Consider the following 17,655-nt stretch of genomic DNA (forward strand, 5'->3'; position numbering starts at 1 on the left):
CTCCTTATACGCACTTCTTGGCCGCGAGATCCCAGCCGCCGGACGTACTGCCGCTCGTGCCACCGCGGATCGTTTGATGGGTGTATGTCCATTTGACCTTCGAGAAGCACAAGCCGATTTCATCCTGGAGCAGGCCACCATCCTGCATGATCTGATCCATGTGAGACACCAGGACATTCTCAAGTTCGACCTGGTAATACTTTACTGGCTTGCCGTCGCCATCCGCGCGCATGAATTCAAGCTTTGCCTTCGGAATGGTTTTGCCCATTGAGCAGTGCTTCATGAGAAGCGGCGAGGCCAGGTCGGCAAGTTTGGTGAGCGAAATAGTGCGGTGCTCGCAGTGGCCGGCCGTATGGCCGCCGCCAGTAGATTTGGCGCTCACCGTTGGTTGCGTTACACCCCAGTGAGTAAACGTTAGCTCGATCCACCCTTGGTGCGAGCTGTCGATTGACTCGCCTTTGATACCGTCAATTTGAAGATATGCGTCAGCAGCCATGATGCCTCCTTGTTAATGGAAGTCCATCATCACAGAGTTGTTTTTATTAAAACATAGTGATCGTCAGTTTTTTGTTGGTTCTATATCAATGGTTTGTGCGTCTGCGCATGGTTCGAATCGCGCATGTACGCCGAGCGAAGAGCCAGTACTCTCAATATCAAGAAGAGTGCCGCTGCTCGAACACCATAAGCCGCAGGTATGCCAGCAAGTGGTCAACTGCGGCAGCTCGCCATGCGGCCTCCTCACGCCTTGCTCACTTCCGCCATGCATCGCCATGAGCCTCCCGCGACCTGGCTGAATCGACCTGAAGGGTTGCGGTATTCCACAGCCCCTTCTGTTTTTCCAGGGGCAGGTCGTGATGGCTTGTACAATCACCCGCATCGTTTCCTGACCAAGATTCCATGACCAGTGCCATCGCAGCCAACACCGGCTTCACGCTCAACGACATCGACATCGGCCTGCGCGTGTTCGACGCGCTGGCGCACCATGCCCATGCCATGCACGGTGCCCCGATCACCTACACCGATCTGCTGACGCTGGCACGCAAGCTGCAACCGAAAGATGCTGCGCTCGGCCGTGCCGTCCCGGTCGGGATCGGCATGAAGCTGCGCTTCGTCAGCGGCTTTTGCGCGGCGTACGGTCATCCCGACCTGGCCTGTCTCGCCGTCAACCGCGCCACCATGCGCCCAGCCACAGGGGATGCAGATGCATGGGAAGCCGAGTGCCACGCCGTTGCCGCCGTCGACTGGAGCGCGGCCCGGCCAACGATTACCACCTACGCCGATACCGTACGCGCCACCGTGCCGGCACGCCTGAAACCGCGCAAGGAGCGCCCGGCCGATGTCGCCTGGTACGCCTATTTCTGCTCGCACCGCAGTGCCTGCGACAAGGTGACGCAGCACGACAAGCAGGAGATCATCAACCTGATCATGGCGGGCCTGGACCCGGACACATCGCTCCGGCGCGTGCTGGCGGCAAAGGCCGACTTCAGCGAAGAGCCGTAAAGCTCGCCGCGTTGGCGCACTCGCGGCCACCTCATCCCAAGCGGCGTCACCGGCATCTCCCGCTGTGCGAGAACGCCCTGCATGTACGAATCAGAACGTTCTTTCGATGCATGCCTCCAACAAAACTAGTCATGTATCACAGCCGTACGAAATAAGTTGTGATTTTTCTCACTTTTCATCCAAACCTAGTAACAGATCGTCTACACTCCCACTCAATGATTCGAAGAGGCGAGAATGTCTGATCCTGCAGTGACGAGCAGCGTCGTACCCACTGAGCCGGGTATCGTCCCGAGCACCCTGCAATTCCCGGTCATCGGCATCGGCGCCTCGGCCGGCGGCTTGCCCGCCCTCCAGCGCCTGTTCGAAAACATGCCCTCCGCGCATGAAATGGCCTTCGTCGTAATCCTGCACCTGTCGCCGCGCCACCCCAGCTCGGCGGCCGCGATCCTGCAGCGCGCCACCCGCATGCCGGTGGTCCAGGTCACTTCGCGGGTCCAGATCGAGCCCGGCCACGTGTACGTGATCGCGCCCAACCTGCACCTGTCGATGGTGGACGGCCTGCTGCTGGTCGAGGAGTTGCAGCGCCCGCGCGGCCAGCACGTGGCGATCGACCTGTTCTTCCGTACCCTGGCCCAGGTGCATCGCGAGCGTTCGATCGCGATCGTGCTGTCGGGTACCGGATCGGATGGCGCGGTCGGCATCACCCGGGTCAAGGAGCAGGGCGGCCTGACCATCGTGCAAAGCCCGGGCGACGCCGAGCACGACGGCATGCCGCTGGCGGCGATCCGCACCGGCGCGGTCGACTTCGTCATGCCGGTGGTCGAGATGCCGCAGAAGCTGATCGACCTGTGGGACAACGCCAAGCGCATCCGGCTGCCGGCGCCGGGCGACGCCGAGACCCCGGTGCCGCAGCCGGACGGCCCGGACGAGGATCCCGGCGCCGAAGATGCGCTGCACGACATCATCGCCTCGCTGCTGAACCGCACCGGCCATGATTTCCGCCATTACAAGCGCGCCACCGTGCTGCGCCGCATCGAGCGCCGCATGCAGGTGCGCCAGACGGCGATCCTGTGCGACTACCGCGACCTGCTCGAGAACGACGTCGCCGAAAACAAGGCGCTGCTCGACGACATGCTGATCGGCGTCACCAATTTCTTCCGCGACCGCGAATCGTTCGAAGCGCTCGAGCGCGACATCATTCCCGAGCTGTACAAGGACCGCGCCGCCGGCGACGAAGTGCGGGTCTGGGTCGCGGCCTGCGCCAGCGGCGAGGAAGCGTATTCGATGGCGATGCTGCTGGCCGACCAGTCGGCCCTGAGCGAGCAGCCGCCGCAGTTCCAGGTGTTCGCCTCGGACATCGACGACCACGCGATCGACGCCGCGCGCGCCGGCAACTACCCGGTTTCGATCGTCACCGACGTGGCCCCGTCGCGCCTGCGCCAGTACTTCAAGCGCGAGGACAGCCGCTACCGCATCCGCAAGACGCTGCGCGACCGCATCCTGTTCGCCTCGCACAACCTGCTGCGCGATCCGCCGTTCTCGCGCCTGGACCTGATCAGTTGCCGCAACCTGCTGATCTACCTGAACCGCGAGGTCCAGGCGCGCGTGCTGCAGACTTTCCATTTCGCCTTGAAACCGGGCGGCTACCTGTTCCTGGGCTCGTCCGAGTCGGCCGAATCGGTGTCCGAATATTTCATCCCGGTCGACAAGAAGAACCGCATCTACCGCGCCCGCGTCAATGGCCGCCAGCTGCACTACCAGAACCCGTCCTCGGCCCTGTACGGCGTGCGCCTGCCCGAGGTCAGCCGGCCCAAGCTGCAGGGCAAGCGCACCTCGACCTATGCCGACCTGCACCAGCGCGCGCTGGCCGAGATCGCGCCGCCGTCGGTGGTGGTCGACCGAGAGGGCAACCTGGTGCACGTGTCCGAACAGGCCGGCAAATACCTGCGCATGGGCGGCGGCGAGCCGTCGCGCAGCCTGCTGGCGCTGGTGCTGCCCGAGCTGCGCCTCGAACTGCGTTCGGCCATGTACCAGGTGGGGCAGAGCGGCGGGCGGGTCGATTGCCGCCCGCTCGAACTGGACACCAGCGCCGAACCGGTCACGCTGGCGATGTCGGTGCGCGCCTTCCGCGACGAAGAATCCGAGAACGATTTCATCCTGGTGCTGTTCCAGCAAAGCACGGCCGACGCCGCCGCCGCCGCGCCGGCGCGCCCCAACGGCAGCCACGACGTGGTGCTGTCCCAGCTCGAGGCCGAGCTGCAGCGCAAGCGCGAGCAGCTGCAGGAAACCATCGAGTATTCCGAGATCTCCACCGAAGAATTGCGCGCCTCGAACGAAGAGCTGCAGGCGATCAACGAAGAGCTGCGCTCGGCCACCGAGGAACTCGAAACCAGCAAGGAAGAACTGCAGTCGGTCAACGAAGAACTGGTCACGGTCAACTACGAACTCAAGGTCAAGGTCGAAGAGACCGGCAAGGCCAACGACGACCTCAACAACCTGATCGCCTCCACCGACATCGCCACCATCTTCGTCGACAGCGGCCTGCGCATCAAGCGTTTCACGCCGCGCGCGGTGGACCTGTTCTCCATCATTGCCAGCGACGTCGGCCGTTCGCTGCTCGACCTGACACACAAGCTCGACTACGACCAGCTGGCCGAGGACGTCAGCGCCACCTTCGACACCCTGCGCATGGTCGAGCGCGAGGTGCGCAGCAACGAAGGGCGCTGCTACATCGTGCGCCTGCTGCCCTACCGCACCAACGAGGACCGCATCGAAGGCGCGGTGATGACCTTCTTCGACATCACCGACCGCCGCCACGCCGAGGAGCAGGCGCGCGCCAGCGAGGCGCGCATGCGCATGGTGGCCGAGAGCGCCAAGGACTACGCCATCATCACGATGGACGAAGAGGGGCGCGTCACCAGCTGGAACAGGGGCGCCGAGACCCTGTTCGGCTACAGCGAAGCCGAAATGCAGGGACAGGATACCGAACGCCTGTTCGTGCCCGAGGACGTTGCCGCCGGCGTGCCGCAGGACGAATTGCGCCGCGCGCGCGAGGACGGCCGCGCCGAGGACGAGCGCTGGCACCAGCGCAAGGACGGCAGCCGCTTCTTCTGCAGCGGCGTCACCACGCCGCTGCGCAATGGCGACTTCTATGGCTACGCGAAAATCGCGCGCGACGAGACCGCGCGCGAGCGCCAGGGCAAGGAGCGCGAGCAGGCCCTCAACCGCGAACAGGCCGAGCGCTCGGACGCCGAGAACGCGGCCGCGCTGAAGGACGAGTTCCTGGCCGTGATGTCGCACGAGCTGCGCCACCCGCTGAACATGATCCACATTAACGTCGAGCTGCTGTCGCGCATGCCCGAACTGCGCGGCTCGGCCAATTTCATGCGCGCCGCCACCGTCATCCGCAGTTCGGTGATGAGCCAGGCCAAGATCATCGACGACCTGATGGACATGTCGCGCGTGCGCACCGGCAAGCTGTCGCTCACGATGGCGCCGGTGGTGCTCGACACCCTGCTGCAGGGCATGGTGGATGCGGCGCGCAACGATCCGGCCGCGCAGGACATCACGATCGAATTCACCGGCGGCGCCGACAACCTGCCGGTGCTGGCCGACGTGGTGCGCATCGAGCAGGTGGTGATGAACCTGCTGAGCAATGCGGTCAAGTTCACGCCCAAGGGCGGGCGCATCGAGGTGCGCCTGGCGCGCGAGCCGGAAGCGCTGCGCATCGACGTGGTCGACAACGGCCAGGGCATTGCGCCGTCGTTCCTGCCGCACGTGTTCGACATGTACGGCCAGAGCATGGCGGTGACCACCCGCAGCAAGGGGGGCCTCGGGATCGGGCTGGCGCTGGTGAAGGAGCTGGTGGCGCTGCACGGCGGGCGCATCGAGGCCGCGTCAAGCGGCATCGGCAAGGGCGCGCGCATGAGCGTCTGGCTGCCGCTGTTCGACAGCAGCGCCGCGCCGCACGGCGCCGGCGCCGGCAAGGGCGGCGACGACCTGGCCGGGCTGCGCATCCTGGTGGTGGACGACATGGAAGAGATGCTGATGGTGTTCAAGTCGCTGCTCGAGACCAGCGGCGCCACCGTGTTCGAAGCCGGCAGCGCGCTCGAGGGCCTGGCCGTGCTCGAGCGGCAGGAAGTCGACCTGGTGATCTCGGACGTGTCGATGCCCGAGATCGACGGCTACGAATTCCTGCGCCGCGTGCGCGCCATGCCGAAGCATGCCCGGCTACCGGCGATCGCCCTGAGCGGCATGCGGCGCGACGCCGACATCCAGCGCGCGCGCGACGCGGGCTTCTCGGCCCACCTGGGCAAGCCGGTGTCGGTCGAGCGCCTGCACGAGATCGTGCACGACCTGCTGCCGCGGGGTGGGGAATCGTCGGCTCCACCGACGACGCGGTGATTGTTATCGGCTCCGCTTTCGCGCCGGATGACCGCGCTGCAAATTACTGCAGTGCAGCTAGCGCGGCGGAGGAACGTAGGGTTGGCGGCTGCGCCGCCGACGCGTCGATTGTTATCGGCTCCGCTTTCTCGCCGGATGATCTTGCTGCAAACTATCACCGCGTCGGCGGCGAAGCGCGAGGCCGCCTAGGCCAACCCTACTCTACGCCCGTATGCAATTCCTCCAGCACCGCTTCCAGCTGCTCCGGCCTGAGCGGCTTGACGTAGTGGCGCTCGAAGCCGGCCGCCAGTGCGCGCGTGCGGTCCGCCGGCTGGCCGTAGCCGGTCAGCGCCAGCAGCCGCATCGGGGCCAGCGCCGGCTCGGCGCGCAGGGCGGCGGCGATCTGGTAGCCGTCCATCCCGGGCAGGCCGATGTCGACGATCGCCAGCGCCGGGTGCGCCTGACGCGCCAGCGCGATGCCATCGACACCGTTGGCGGCTTCCAGCACCCGGCAGCCGGCCGCCGCCAGCTGCGCCGCCAGCACCGTGCGCGCGTCGTCGTTGTCTTCGATCAGCAGCACCGTGGCGTCGCCGGGCGCGGCCTGGCGCGCCGCCGCGGCAGCGCCGGCAGGCGCAGCCTGCGCCGCGCCGTCGCCCGCGCCGCCAGCCTGCGCGGCCAGCAGCGGCAGGCGCAGCGTGAACGTGCTGCCCTGGCCGGGTCCGGCGCTGGCCGCCTCGATCGACCCGCCGTGCAGCGCCACCAAGCTGCGCACTACCGACAGCCCGATCCCCAGCCCGCCCTGGGTGCGGTCGAGCGTCACCTTGCCCTGCACGAAGATGTCGAACAGGCGCGGCAGCAGCTCGGGCGTGATGCCGATGCCGTCGTCGCGCACCGTCAGCCGGGCTTCGCCGCTGTCCTCGTTCGCGGTCAGCGCGATCTCGACCGTGCCGCCGGCCGGGGTGTACTTCAGCGCATTGCCCACCAGGTTGCCGATCACCTGTTCGATGCGCGTGGCGTCGCCGCGGATCCAGGCCGGCGCCAGCTGGCAGCGCAGCGTGTGCTCGACCCGGCCACCGACACGCAGCGCGTCGACGATGGCGCCGGTCATGGCGGCCAGGTCGAGCGGCCGCATGTCGAGTTCGACCTTGCCGCGCGCCAGCCGCGCCAGGTCCAGCAGGTCGTCGACGATGCGGGTCAGGTGCTTGCTCTGGCGTAGCAGGATGTCGTGGGCGCGCTCCTTCAGCGCCGCGCTGGCCGGCCCGCTGCGCAGCAGCTGGGTGGCGCCGACGATGCCGCTGAGCGGGTTGCGCAGCTCGTGGCTGAGCATGGCCAGGAAATTGTCGCGCGTCTCGACCTGCTGCTCGGCCAGCACCCGCGCTTCCTGTTCGCGCTGCAGCAGGGCGGCGCGCTCGGCCGCGGCGTGGGACAGCTTGGCGCCGGCGTCGTGCAGCGCATGCTGCAGGCGGTCGACTTCGGCGATCCCGCTGGCGCCGCTGGACGGCACTTCGCCGCGGCTGAGCATGGCGGCCGAGCCGCCCGCGTCTTGGATCGCGCGCAGCAGGCGGCGCCCGAACAGGGCGGCGGCGGCGGCCGCGCACAGCATGGCCAGCAGCATGCCGACGGCGGCCAGCGTCACCGCGCGCTGCGCCACGCCCTCGATCTCGCGTGCCGGCACCGACACCGTCACCAGCCAGCCCGACATCGGCGAGCGGAAGAAGGCGTGGTAAGCGTCCACGCCGGCGCGCGTGTCGTAGCGCGCCAGGCCTTCGTCGCGCCCGGCCGCGGCGCGCATCAGCGCCGGATTGGCGAACTGGCCGAAGCGCGCCGGTTCGTTGCTGCGCGCGATGACGTGGCCTTCGGTGTCGACCACCGACAGCTTCCAGCCCGGCGCCAGCGCCCGGCGCGCGATCACCTTCGAAAAATAATCGGGCGAGAACACCGAGGCCAGCACGTAGCGGCGGCCGCCGTCGAGCGGCACCGGGATGTTGACGGTGGTGACGGGAATCTTTTGCACGGCGCCGCTGATCAGGCCCGAGACCACAGTCTTTTGCGTCTCGATCACGCGCCGCGTGCGGGTGCGCACATAGTCGGGCGGCGGCGGCAGCGGCGCGCCCAGCGGCTGCACGGTGTTGATCAGCTGCTGGCCGCTGGGCGCGAACAGGATGGTGCGCCCGCCGTCGCCACGGTCGGCGCTGGTGGCGTGGCGGTAGAAGCCCTGCATGTCGCCGCTGGCCAGGTGCGGCGAGCGCGCCAGCACCCGCAGCGCCGCTTCGGCGCTGCCCAGTTCGCGGTCGACCAGCAGGCGGTGGCGCTGGCGGTTTCGCTGAGCGTATGCAGCGCCGCTTCGCGCTCGGCCTGCAGCAGGGTGCGCAGCGCGATCGCGGCCAGCAGGAACACCGGGACGATGATGGCGCCGATCATCAGTAGCAGGTAGGAACGGATTTTCATTCGGTAAGCGCGCCGAGCCGCCGTATCCGGATAAAACGGCACAGGCGTCAGCTGGCGATTTCAATGGCAATATTATATGCGTCGGCCTCGTCGGCGTCGCCCGTCTGCGGCCGCTACCGGTGCTGCCTCAATCCGTTGGAACCGTTCCCACCGTCTCAAAACTACGTTACTATTCGTCAAGTTACGTAATTACGTAACCCTGAAAACGATAACGATAACGGAGACAACCCTTGAACACGACCGAGATCTTCCTGATCGCGATGCTGCTCATCTTCGTGGCGCCCTACCTGCTATGGCGCCTCGGACGCACCGACTATTTCGCCCCGCTGGTGGTGGTCCAGATTGTCATGGGCATCCTGCTCGGCCCCGGCGTGCTGGGCGCCGCCTTCCCGCAGTACCACGCCTTCGTCTTCAACCCCGACGTGGTCAAGACCCTGAACGGCATCGCCTGGTGGGGCGTGATGCTGTTCGTGATGCTGGCCGGGATCGAGCTCGACCTGAAAAAAGTGTGGCAATACCGGCGCGAGAGCGTGACCACGGCCGGCCTGTCGCTGAGCATGCCGTTGCTGTTCGGCTGCGGCGCGGCCCTGTTGCTGGTGGGCTACCAGGGCTGGATGGGACCGCGGGCCGCCACCTGGCAGTTCACGCTCGGCATCGGCATGGCGTGCGCCGTGACCGCGCTGCCGGTGCTGGTGCTGCTGATGGAAAAGCTCGGCATCCTGCGCCAGCCGATGGGCCAGCGCATCATGCGCTACGCCAGCCTGGACGACGTCGCGATCTGGGGCGTGCTGGCGCTGATCATGCTCGACTGGGAACGGGTGGGGCGCCAGGCCGGCTTCCTGGCCGGGTTCACGCTGCTCACGTTCCTGTACCGGCGCCTGATGGCGCGCCTGCCGAAGAGCGACCGCTGGTACGTGGCGCTGATCTGGCTCATCGCCTGCGCCTTCGGGGCCGACTGGGCCGGGCTGCACTACATGGTCGGCGCCTTCCTGGCCGGGGTGGTGATGGACGCCGACTGGTTCGAGCAGGAGCAGCTCGACAGCCTGTTCAGGAACGTGCTGCTGGTGCTGATGCCGGTGTTCTTCCTCAGCACCGGCCTGCGCACCAAGTGGGACCTGGGCGGCTACTCGGTGTTCTTCGTGGCCGGGCTGCTGCTGTTCGCGTCCTGCGGCGGCAAGCTGGCCGGCGCCCACATCGCCGGCCGTGCGCTGGGCTGGAAGCGCGGCGAAGCGACCATCATCGGCTGGCTGCTGCAGACCAAAGGCCTGATCGAGATCATCTTCGCCAACATCCTGCTCGACAAGGGCATCATCACTAGCGAGATGTTCACCGCGCTGCTCCTGATGGCGGTGGCCAGCACCATGCTGACCATCCCGGTCGTGCATCCGAAGCTGAACCGCAGCCAGAACGCGGGCCTGGTCAACCAGGCCAGTTCCTGAGGAGACGCGCATGGCACGCACCGGATTGAGCAAGGCCCAGGTCAGGGCCTGCCGCGACGAATTGCTGGCGCAGGGACGCCATCCCTCGGCCGACGCCGTGCGCACGGCGCTGGGGACGGGATCCAAGTCGACCATCCACCGTTACCTGAAGGAGCTGGCGGCGGAAGCTCCCGATGCCGCCATGCAGCGCCAGCAGACCGCGCACACGTTGCAGAGTCTGGTCGAGGAGCTGGCCGAGCGCCTGCACCTGGATGCCGAGCATGACATGCACGACCTGCGCGCGCTGTGCGCCAACTACGAGGCGCAATTGCAGGAAAAGGAGCGCCAGCTGGCCGCTTTGCGCGGCACCGTGGCAGCCCTGAATGCGCGGCTGGAATCGCTGGCGCAGGGCGCAGACCAGGACGGCCAGGCGGCGTCCGGCCACGGCGGCTTCGGCGGCCTGCTGCCGAACCCGGTCCTGGGGGCGCGCGGTCCGTCGCCGTTCAGCATCATGCTCAGCAGCGGGCGCTCGGAAGTGTTCGACATCGAGCGCCTCGGCCCGGCCGGCTTCAAGTTCCAGTAAGCCCGCGCGCCGGCCGTCTCACACGGCCTGCCGTAATTCCCCGGTGCGATCCAGCACGTAGTGATCGAGGTCGCGCGCCAGCACCAGCTGGCCGTCGAACTCGGCGCGCGCCTCGTCTTCCAGCAGCGACAGCGGCAGTGGCCCGCCGTCCTGGTAGCGCGGGCTGAAGTGGGTCAGCACCAGGTTGCGCACGCCGGCCCCCTGCGCGAAGCGCGCCACCCGCAGCGCCGAACTGTGCTGCGGGCCGGGGCCGACCTTGAGCAGGACTTCTTCGGTATACGTCGCTTCGTGCACCAGCACGTCGGCGCCGTGCGCGGCGGTGGCCAGCAGTTCGGGCCTGTCGTTGTCGCCGGCGACCACGATGCGGCGCGCGCGGCGCGGCGCCAGCAGGTAGTCGTGGGCGGCGATGCGGCGCCCGTCTTCCAGCGTCACGTCGCGCCCGCGCTGCAGTTCGCCCCACAGCGCCGACGAAGGAATGGCGTCGGCGCGCAGTTTGTCGGTGTCCAGCCGCCGCTCGAGCGCGCTTTCGGTGAAGCCGTAGGCCCAGCACGGGATGCGGTGCGACAGCGCGGTCGCCTCGACCGCCAGGTCGGGCAGGCTGTCCTGCAGCAGCGCCGGGTCTTCCAGCTCGTGCGGCGTGAGAAAGGTGAGCGGGTAGGGCAGCGTCAGTTCGCTCGCCGCCATGATGGCCTCGATCATGGCGCGCAGCGGCGGCGGGCCGACGATCGTCAGCGGCTCGCTGCGGCCCAGCATGCCGGCGCTGGCCAGCAGGCCCGGCAGGCCGTAGCAGTGGTCGCCGTGCAGGTGGGTGATGAACACGGCGCGCAGGCTCATCAGGGAAAGCGGGGTGCGCAGGACGCGGTGCTGGGTGCCTTCGGCGCAATCGACCAGCACCCACTGGCGCGCGCCGCGCAGGCGCAGCGCCAGGCCGGACATATTGCGTTGCCGGGTCGGGGTGCCGGCCGAGGTGCCGAGGAACAGGATTTCCATGGATGCGTGTCTGGGTTGAAGTCGCTCCATTATGCGCGACGGCGCCGGATGGCGGCGCAGCCTGCCGTGACCCGGATCTTGTTTGAGCCTTCTCAAAAGGCTCACGCGCGCCGCCGCCGGCCGCGCACTCGCGCTACTCCCCGTGGTCTGACCTGACGGGAAAGCCGCCATCGGGGCGGCCATGCCCTACTTCATGACTCGGGGTCACGACTCGGGTCGCCACCTTTTTCCAGGAGGGACCATGCGCACCATGATGTCCGGCGCCGCCGCATTGACGGCCGCCGCAGCCTTGACCTTGCTTTCGCCCCTGGCCGCCGCGGCCGACGGCGTCGACGGCGCCAGTATGTGCCTGCGCGGCACGCCGCCGCAATCGCTTCCCACCGGCAGCGACGTGCTCGACCAGATGGAAGGAAAGTACCGGTTGTCCAACGGCCAGCGCGTGACGCTGCACCGGATCAACCATCGCCTGTGGATCGACTTTGGCCGCCGCCGCGACATGCCGCTCGAACGGGTCGGCGACAACCAGTTCATGTCGCGCGACGGCTCGGTCAACCTCAGCTATGTGCCCGAGCGCGAAGAGATCTCGATGCGCTATCCGGCCGACGCGCGCGGGCGCTTCGTCAGGGCTTGCTGAACGGCGCCACGCCGAACAGCAGCGAGCGGTGCACGCCGACGCCGGCCATGGCGCCGTCGGCCACCGCCATGGCCACGTTGCCGGCGTTGCGTATCGCGTCGCCGGCGGCGAACACGCCCGGCACCGTGGTCTGGCGCGTGTCGTCGGTGCGGATGTAGGGGCCGAGCGGGCCGTCGTCCAGCGCGCAGCCGAGCCCTTCGGCGACCGGGCTGGCCATGTGCAGGCGGCCGAAGGTGAACAGGCCGTCCATCTCCAGGCGCCGGCCGCCGGCCAGGATCACGGTGGCGCGCTCTTCGATGCGGTCGACGCGCGCAGGCTCGACCTGCACGCCGCGCCGGTCCAGGTCGGCCTGCTGCTCGGCGTCGAGCGGGCAGACCTCGTTGGCGAACAGCGTCACCCGGCCCCAGTGCGGCAGCATCTGCGCCTGGTGCAGCGACATCGGACCGTTGGCGATCACGCCGATCCGGCCTCCGTCCAGCTCGTAGCCGTGGCAGTAGGGACAGTGGAACACGCTCTTGCCCCAGCGCTCGGCCAGGCCCGGGATTGGCGGCAACTCGTCGCGCACGCCGGTGGCCAGCAGCAGGCGCGCGGCGCCTGCCAGCGTGCCGTCGTCCAGCGCGACGCTGAAGCCCTCGCCATCGGGCCGGGCGCCGAGCGCCATCCCGTCGTGGAAGCGCACGGTGGGATAGGCGGCCAGCTGGGCCCGGCCTTCGGCGGCGATGGCGGCCGCCGGCTGGCCGTCGCGCGTCAGGAAACCGTGCGAATCGCCGGCGAAGCGGTTGCGGCGCTGGCCGGCGTCGACCACCAGCACGCGGCGCCGCGCGCGCGCCAGTTGCAGCGCGCCCGACAGGCCGGCGTAGCTGCCGCCGATGACGATGACGTCGAAGTCCAGTGTGGAATCATTGCGGATCGTGTTCATGCTGGAGCTTTCCATAGAGGTGAAGGTCGTAGCGGCCGTTGAAGTCGCGCGCCAGGTCGGCCAGCGTCACCTGGCCCAGGCGCTCGACCAGCAGCGCCTCGGCCTGGGCGAAGGCGTCGGCCAGCGAGGCGTTGACCACCTGCTCGACCAGGCAGGCGCTGTGCTCGTTGCGGTTGCCCATCGCGAACACGGTCGGCGCGCCGACCGCGTCGTAGACGTCGCGCAGGGTGACCGTGGCCAGGTCGCAGGTGATCGACCAGCCGCCGCCATGGCCGCGTTCGGAACTGATGTAGCCGCGCTCGCGCAGGCCGGCCAGCACGCGCCGCACCAGCACCGGGTTGGTGCCCAGCATGGCGGCCATCTGGTCCGACGTCATCGGGCGCTCGCTGTGCGCCAGGTGCAGCAGCACGTGGAGCACGGAAGAAAGTTTGCTGTCGCGTTTCATGTAACTAATGATAGTACAAAAAACGGCGCGGGTGGTGAAGGCTGCCGAAAAACGCCGGCCGGCCCTTGTGCCTCAGGACTTGGCGGCGCCGGCTTTCAGGCGGAACTGGGCTGCCTTGTGGCGGTTGCCGCAGGTGCTCATGCTGCACCAGCGCCGCCTGTGGGCCTTGGTGCGGTCGTAGAACCACAGGATGCAGTCGGGATGTTCGCACTGCTTGACCAGGCCGAAGTCGCCTTCGGCCAGCAGTTGCGCCAGCGCCTGCGCGACCGGACCGAGCAGGGCGGCGAGCGGCTCCGCGCGCGTCACCCGCGCCAGCACGGGGGCGCCGTCGGCATTGCGTTCCAGCGACGGCGCGCTCAGCCAGGCGTGCAGGTAGCCGTTGAGGGCGTTCGTGTCGTCCGTGTCGAGCGCGTCGCCATTGCGGCGCGCCGTGACCAGGCGCTGCGCCAGCGTGCGCAGCGCCGTTGCCTGCGCCAGCAGTTGCGCAGGGGCAGGCGCCGGCACTCCTGGCGCCAGGGTCACGCCATGCTGCGCCAGCCAGCGCAGCACGTCCGCGCCATCGTGCCAGTAATCGACCGTTGCGCCATCCTTGCGCGCTTCGGTGTTGAGCAGGTCGAGTGCCAGGTGGTCGGCCAGTATCGGCGCGGCATCGGTATTGGTGGACGTGTTCGTCATTCAGCAACCCCTAAAAATGAGATTGACAGGTTATTTGGCGCGTGCTTATACTCGCCGCAAGTAACCTCTAAAAATTAATTATACGGGTTATTCGTCAACCTTCCCACCGCAACAGGAGAACGCATGCAAACCCATGACACAGCACCCGCCAGCGACGACGCCACCCGGGTCCGCTACCGCACGGCGCACCTCGACGGCGTCGACCTGTTCTACCGCGAAGCCGGTTCGCCGGCCGCGCCCACCGTGCTGCTGCTGCACGGCTTCGGCGCCTCGTCGTTCATGTTCCGCGAACTGATTCCCGAACTGGCGCGCCACTACCACGTGCTGGCGCCCGACCTGCCGGGCTTCGGCCAGACCGTCGTCGCCCCGGGCGCCGGCTTCGACTACACCTTCGACGCCCTGGCCGCCGTGATCGACGCCTTCACCGTGCGCCAGGGCGTGCAGCGCTATGCCATCTACGTGTTCGACTACGGCGCGCCGGTCGGCTGGCGCCTGGCGGTCAACAATCCCGGCAAGATCACGGCAATCTTCACCCAGAACGGCAACGGCTACGAAGAGGGCTTGAGCGCGGGCTGGGCCGACATGCGGCGTGCCTGGGCCGAGCCGACGCCGGCCAACCGCGAAGCGCTGCGCCGCTTCAACACGCCCGAGATGATCCGGTGGCAGTACACCGAAGGGGTGCGCGACACCGCGCTACTGGCGCCGGAAGCCTGGCTGCTGACCTCGGCCGACCTCGAACGCATCGGGGTCGAACCGCAGCTCGACCTGCTGCTCGACTACGGCAGCAACATCCGCCAGTATGGGCAGTTGCACGAGTACTTCCGCCGCCACCGGCCGCCGCTGCTGGCCATGTGGGGCCGGAACGATCCGTTCTTCACGCCGGCCGGCGCCGAAGCGTTCAAACGCGACAATCCGAACGCCGAGGTGCGCTTCCTCGACACCGGCCACTTCGCGATCGAAACCCACGGCCGCGAGATCGCGGCCGCCATGCTGGAATTTTTGGCGCGCAGCGTGCGCTGAAAGGCGGCTAGGCGCCGCCGTCGCGGCGGGTGCTGTCGGACGGCAGCGCCGCCTGCGCCCGCTTGCGTTCCGACTTCGGCGGCAGGCGCAGCGTCGGCAGGAAACGCCACAGGTAGGTGCTGACGCAGACCCCGATCAGGATCATCAGCAGCAGGATGGCGCCGCTGTCGAAATGGCGGGTCGACCACAGCATCGAGCCCCACAGCATGACGGTGGCGACGATCTTGCCCTTCAGGGGAATGCCGCGTCCGGCCTCGAAGTTGGCCAGGTAATCGCCGAACACCGGGTGCGACAGCAGCCAGCGGTGCAGGCGTAGCGAGCCGCGCGCGAAGCAGGCCGAGGCCAGCAGCAGGAAGGGCGTGGTCGGCAGCAGCGGCAGGAAGATGCCGAGGATGCCGAGCACGACGGCCAGCACTCCGGCCACGTTATAGAACAGTTTCATGGCATCACTTTAGCATTCGCAGAACGATCCGATTACTCTCTCATGCATTCAGCATGGATTGTGCATGAACCGCATGTGTCTCGCATAAAAAGCATAATTATTAGCAACATTTAGTGCATATCAGCAACTTCTGTATAATAGCCGCTTCCTATGACGGGCGCATCCGCTTTATGTAGCGGCAGCAGCAAGAGGAGACGCAAACGCACGCCCGGCCGCGTTCCGATTGCCGCCCCGTGCCTTCCCCGGTCGTGAACCGGGCGACCCTCCCAATGCCTCATTCGACTTCGTCCAATCCCATCGTGGCCACGTTCGGCAGTTATTTTCATGGCCGCGTGCTGCGCCGGCTCGCCGTCTACCTGGCGCTGATGCTGTCGGTGGTATGGAGCCTGGTGGCGATGGAACAGGCGCGCTTCGACCAGCTGGCCGAAATCGGCAGCAAGAACAATGTCCAGAACCTGTCGCGCGCGTTCGCCGAAGAAGTGCGGGCGACGCTGGCGGTGGTCGACCTGTCGCTGGTGCAGCTGCGCGGCACCTGGCAGCGCGACCAGGCCGACTTCGGCAAGGCGGTGGCCGACCATGCGCGCTACCTGCGCGACCGGGTCCCGATGCGCATCGCCGTCACCGATGGCGCGGGGCGCCTGGCCAGCACCGGTGCTGCTACGGCCCGTGCCGGGCTGATGCTGGGCGACCTGCCGCAGTTCAGCATCCACCGCGGCCGCGGCGACGACCTGCTGGCGGTAGGCGGCCCCGAACACTGCCGCATCACGGGCCGCCCGGCGCTGCAGCTGACGCGCCCGATCCGCGACGGCGCCGGGCGCTTGAGCGGCGTGATCGCGGCCTCGGTGCCGCCGGCCTATTTTCTGCGCTTTTACGACAGCATCGACCTCGGTCCCAACACCACCGTCAGCCTGGTGCGCGAAGACGGCACCGTGGTCGCGCGCAATACGCAGGGCGGGCGCAACCTCGACATGGGACGCAAGCTGACCGGTGCGCCATTCCTGTTGACGGACGCCGCCAGCGGCGCCTTCCGCCGTGCCAGCCAGCTGGACGGCATCGAGCGCTTCTATGCCTGGCGCCGCCTGCCCGAGTACGGCCTGGTGGTGACGGTGGGGCAGGCGGTGCAGGACGCGCGGGCGCGCTACGCCCAGCAGCGCGCAGTCATGAACAGCGCCGGGGTCACGGTCTCGGTCGTGCTGGCGCTGCTGGGCTGGGCGGCGATCGGCGCCGCCGACCGGCGCCGGCGCGCGCTCAAGGCGCTGGCCGCGGCCGAGGCGCGCTGGAAGCTGGCCCTGAACGCGGCCGGCGACGGGGTCTGGGATTGCGACGTCACCACCGGCATGGCGACGCTGTCGCCGAGCGCCCAGCGCATCCTCGACAGCGAGCATGCCGAGATTTCCTGGTTCGGCAACAAGGGCATCGCCGAACTGCTGCATCCGGACGAAATCGAGGCTATCCGCGCCGCCCTGGGCGCCCATATTTCCGGCGCGACGCCCGATTACGTGTACCAGCACCGCATCCGGCTGCGCAACGGCGAGTGGCGCTGGATGGAGGCGCGCGGCACCGTGGTCGAGCGCGGAGAACGCGGCGAGCCGCTGCGCATGGTCGGCACCTTCTCCGACATCGACGCCCGCAAGCAGGAAGAAGAACGGATGCGGCGCATGGCGCACGAGGACGCGCTCACCGGCCTGCCCAACCGCGCGCTGCTGGAGGAGCGCCTGCGCCAGGCGATCCTGGCTGCCCAGCGCGAAGGCCACAAGGTCGGCCTGATCTACTTCGACCTGGACAAGTTCAAGCCGGTCAACGACACCCACGGCCACGCGGTCGGCGACCGCCTGCTGCGCATGGTGGCGGCGCGCGTGCGCGGCGCGCTGCGCGCGTCGGACACGCTGGCGCGGGTCGGCGGCGACGAATTCGTGGTGCTGCTGCCGCGCTGCGCGCAAGCGGCCGATGCCGAACGGGTCGCCGTCACCATCCTGGCGCAGCTCGAGCAGCCGTTCCGGGACGGCGACCTGGCGCTGCACATCTCGGGCAGCCTCGGCTACGCGCTGTATCCCGACTGCGGCGGCGACGGCGAGGCGCTGCTGCGCTGCGCCGACCTGGCGATGTACGACGCCAAGGCGCATGGCAGGAATCGGGTGTCGGGGAGTTATCGGACGACGGTGGCGTAACGTGGCCGCAAGGTCCAGAGACCGTCATCG

The 17,655-nt window shown here is 68.0% G+C and carries 15 protein-coding genes; 7 read left to right on the forward strand and 8 right to left on the reverse strand.

The genetic code is table 11. From position 1 onward, the window contains the following. Positions 1–4: 4 nt before the first annotated feature. Positions 5–496 carry a type VI secretion system tube protein Hcp gene (locus QPK27_RS00220; RefSeq protein ID WP_290416184.1) on the reverse strand — a complete coding sequence of 164 codons (492 nt, stop codon included), beginning with the start codon at positions 494–496 and terminating at the stop codon, positions 5–7. 401 nt (positions 497–897) lie between these two features. Here QPK27_RS00220 and QPK27_RS00225 point away from each other — a divergent pair, with 401 nt between their 5' ends. Both QPK27_RS00225 and QPK27_RS00230 read left to right on the forward strand, forming a co-directional pair. After that, entirely contained in the window at positions 898–1,500 is a 603-nt protein-coding gene (locus QPK27_RS00225) for a hypothetical protein (protein WP_290416185.1), read from the forward strand. Between the two features lie 234 nt (positions 1,501–1,734). After that, complete coding sequence (locus QPK27_RS00230; RefSeq protein WP_290416186.1) at positions 1,735–5,904, forward strand: CheR family methyltransferase; 4,170 nt, start codon at positions 1,735–1,737, stop codon at positions 5,902–5,904. 196 nt (positions 5,905–6,100) lie between these two features. On the opposite strand, the gene QPK27_RS00235 is transcribed toward QPK27_RS00230, so the two are convergent. Next, complete coding sequence (locus QPK27_RS00235) at positions 6,101–8,104, reverse strand: ATP-binding protein (RefSeq protein WP_308633367.1); 2,004 nt, start codon at positions 8,102–8,104, stop codon at positions 6,101–6,103. After that, positions 8,017–8,331 carry a hypothetical protein gene (locus QPK27_RS00240; protein ID WP_290416187.1) on the reverse strand — a complete coding sequence of 105 codons (315 nt, stop codon included), beginning with the start codon at positions 8,329–8,331 and terminating at the stop codon, positions 8,017–8,019. The genes QPK27_RS00235 and QPK27_RS00240 overlap by 88 nt, the downstream gene beginning before the upstream one ends. 230 nt (positions 8,332–8,561) lie before the next feature. Here QPK27_RS00240 and QPK27_RS00245 point away from each other — a divergent pair, with 230 nt between their 5' ends. Next, entirely contained in the window at positions 8,562–9,770 is a 1,209-nt protein-coding gene (locus QPK27_RS00245; RefSeq protein ID WP_290416188.1) for a cation:proton antiporter, read from the forward strand. A gap of 10 nt (positions 9,771–9,780) precedes the next feature. Continuing rightward, positions 9,781–10,332 (forward strand): DNA-binding protein, encoded by a 552-nt coding sequence (locus tag QPK27_RS00250; RefSeq protein ID WP_290416189.1) that lies wholly within the window; start codon positions 9,781–9,783, stop codon positions 10,330–10,332. An 18-nt stretch (positions 10,333–10,350) separates the two neighbouring features. Here the strand turns inward: QPK27_RS00250 and QPK27_RS00255 are convergent, their stop codons facing one another. After that, positions 10,351–11,322 (reverse strand): ribonuclease Z, encoded by a 972-nt coding sequence (locus QPK27_RS00255; RefSeq protein WP_290416190.1) that lies wholly within the window; start codon positions 11,320–11,322, stop codon positions 10,351–10,353. Between the two features lie 241 nt (positions 11,323–11,563). Between QPK27_RS00255 and QPK27_RS00260 the strand changes: the two genes are divergently transcribed. Beyond that, positions 11,564–11,956, forward strand: coding sequence for a hypothetical protein (locus QPK27_RS00260; RefSeq protein WP_290416191.1), 393 nt, complete (start codon positions 11,564–11,566; stop codon positions 11,954–11,956). Here QPK27_RS00260 and QPK27_RS00265 read toward each other — a convergent pair. The 3 genes from QPK27_RS00265 to QPK27_RS00275 form a co-directional block, all read right to left on the reverse strand. Continuing rightward, positions 11,943–12,875 carry an NAD(P)/FAD-dependent oxidoreductase gene (locus tag QPK27_RS00265; RefSeq protein WP_290416192.1) on the reverse strand — a complete coding sequence of 311 codons (933 nt, stop codon included), beginning with the start codon at positions 12,873–12,875 and terminating at the stop codon, positions 11,943–11,945. The genes QPK27_RS00260 and QPK27_RS00265 overlap by 14 nt on opposite strands. Continuing rightward, positions 12,856–13,320 (reverse strand): Rrf2 family transcriptional regulator, encoded by a 465-nt coding sequence (locus QPK27_RS00270; RefSeq protein WP_290416193.1) that lies wholly within the window; start codon positions 13,318–13,320, stop codon positions 12,856–12,858. The genes QPK27_RS00265 and QPK27_RS00270 overlap by 20 nt, the downstream gene beginning before the upstream one ends. Positions 13,321–13,392: 72 nt before the next feature. After that, on the reverse strand, positions 13,393–13,995 hold the full coding sequence (locus QPK27_RS00275; protein WP_290416194.1) for an ABATE domain-containing protein: 603 nt from the start codon (positions 13,993–13,995) through the stop codon (positions 13,393–13,395). A gap of 123 nt (positions 13,996–14,118) precedes the next feature. On the opposite strand from QPK27_RS00275, the gene QPK27_RS00280 reads away from it, so the two are divergent. Then, positions 14,119–15,015 carry an alpha/beta fold hydrolase gene (locus QPK27_RS00280; RefSeq protein WP_290416195.1) on the forward strand — a complete coding sequence of 299 codons (897 nt, stop codon included), beginning with the start codon at positions 14,119–14,121 and terminating at the stop codon, positions 15,013–15,015. Between the two features lie 7 nt (positions 15,016–15,022). Here the strand turns inward: QPK27_RS00280 and QPK27_RS00285 are convergent, their stop codons facing one another. Then, positions 15,023–15,457, reverse strand: coding sequence for a YbaN family protein (locus tag QPK27_RS00285; RefSeq protein ID WP_290416196.1), 435 nt, complete (start codon positions 15,455–15,457; stop codon positions 15,023–15,025). A gap of 269 nt (positions 15,458–15,726) precedes the next feature. Here QPK27_RS00285 and QPK27_RS00290 point away from each other — a divergent pair, with 269 nt between their 5' ends. Then, a complete protein-coding gene (locus tag QPK27_RS00290) occupies positions 15,727–17,625 on the forward strand; it encodes a diguanylate cyclase domain-containing protein (RefSeq protein WP_290416197.1) in 1,899 nt (632 codons plus the stop codon). Positions 17,626–17,655 lie beyond the last annotated feature (30 nt).

The sequence above is a fragment of the Massilia sp. YIM B02443 genome (assembly GCF_030411955.1).
Taxonomy (GTDB): domain Bacteria; phylum Pseudomonadota; class Gammaproteobacteria; order Burkholderiales; family Burkholderiaceae_D; genus Telluria.

What these genes read in the sequence shown, in the direction of transcription:
- QPK27_RS00235 (WP_308633367.1), bottom strand. Translation starts at nt 8,104, where the DNA reads ATGCAGGGCTTCTACCGCCACGCCACCAGCGCCGACCGTGGCGACGGC.
- QPK27_RS00255 (WP_290416190.1), bottom strand. Translation starts at nt 11,322, where the DNA reads ATGGAAATCCTGTTCCTCGGCACCTCGGCCGGCACCCCGACCCGGCAA.
- QPK27_RS00250 (WP_290416189.1), top strand. Translation starts at nt 9,781, where the DNA reads ATGGCACGCACCGGATTGAGCAAGGCCCAGGTCAGGGCCTGCCGCGAC.
- QPK27_RS00260 (WP_290416191.1), top strand. Translation starts at nt 11,564, where the DNA reads ATGCGCACCATGATGTCCGGCGCCGCCGCATTGACGGCCGCCGCAGCC.
- QPK27_RS00225 (WP_290416185.1), top strand. Translation starts at nt 898, where the DNA reads ATGACCAGTGCCATCGCAGCCAACACCGGCTTCACGCTCAACGACATC.
- QPK27_RS00230 (WP_290416186.1), top strand. Translation starts at nt 1,735, where the DNA reads ATGTCTGATCCTGCAGTGACGAGCAGCGTCGTACCCACTGAGCCGGGT.
- QPK27_RS00265 (WP_290416192.1), bottom strand. Translation starts at nt 12,875, where the DNA reads ATGAACACGATCCGCAATGATTCCACACTGGACTTCGACGTCATCGTC.
- QPK27_RS00280 (WP_290416195.1), top strand. Translation starts at nt 14,119, where the DNA reads ATGCAAACCCATGACACAGCACCCGCCAGCGACGACGCCACCCGGGTC.
- QPK27_RS00275 (WP_290416194.1), bottom strand. Translation starts at nt 13,995, where the DNA reads ATGACGAACACGTCCACCAATACCGATGCCGCGCCGATACTGGCCGAC.
- QPK27_RS00290 (WP_290416197.1), top strand. Translation starts at nt 15,727, where the DNA reads ATGCCTCATTCGACTTCGTCCAATCCCATCGTGGCCACGTTCGGCAGT.
- QPK27_RS00285 (WP_290416196.1), bottom strand. Translation starts at nt 15,457, where the DNA reads ATGAAACTGTTCTATAACGTGGCCGGAGTGCTGGCCGTCGTGCTCGGC.
- QPK27_RS00240 (WP_290416187.1), bottom strand. Translation starts at nt 8,331, where the DNA reads ATGAAAATCCGTTCCTACCTGCTACTGATGATCGGCGCCATCATCGTC.
- QPK27_RS00220 (WP_290416184.1), bottom strand. Translation starts at nt 496, where the DNA reads ATGGCTGCTGACGCATATCTTCAAATTGACGGTATCAAAGGCGAGTCA.
- QPK27_RS00270 (WP_290416193.1), bottom strand. Translation starts at nt 13,320, where the DNA reads ATGAAACGCGACAGCAAACTTTCTTCCGTGCTCCACGTGCTGCTGCAC.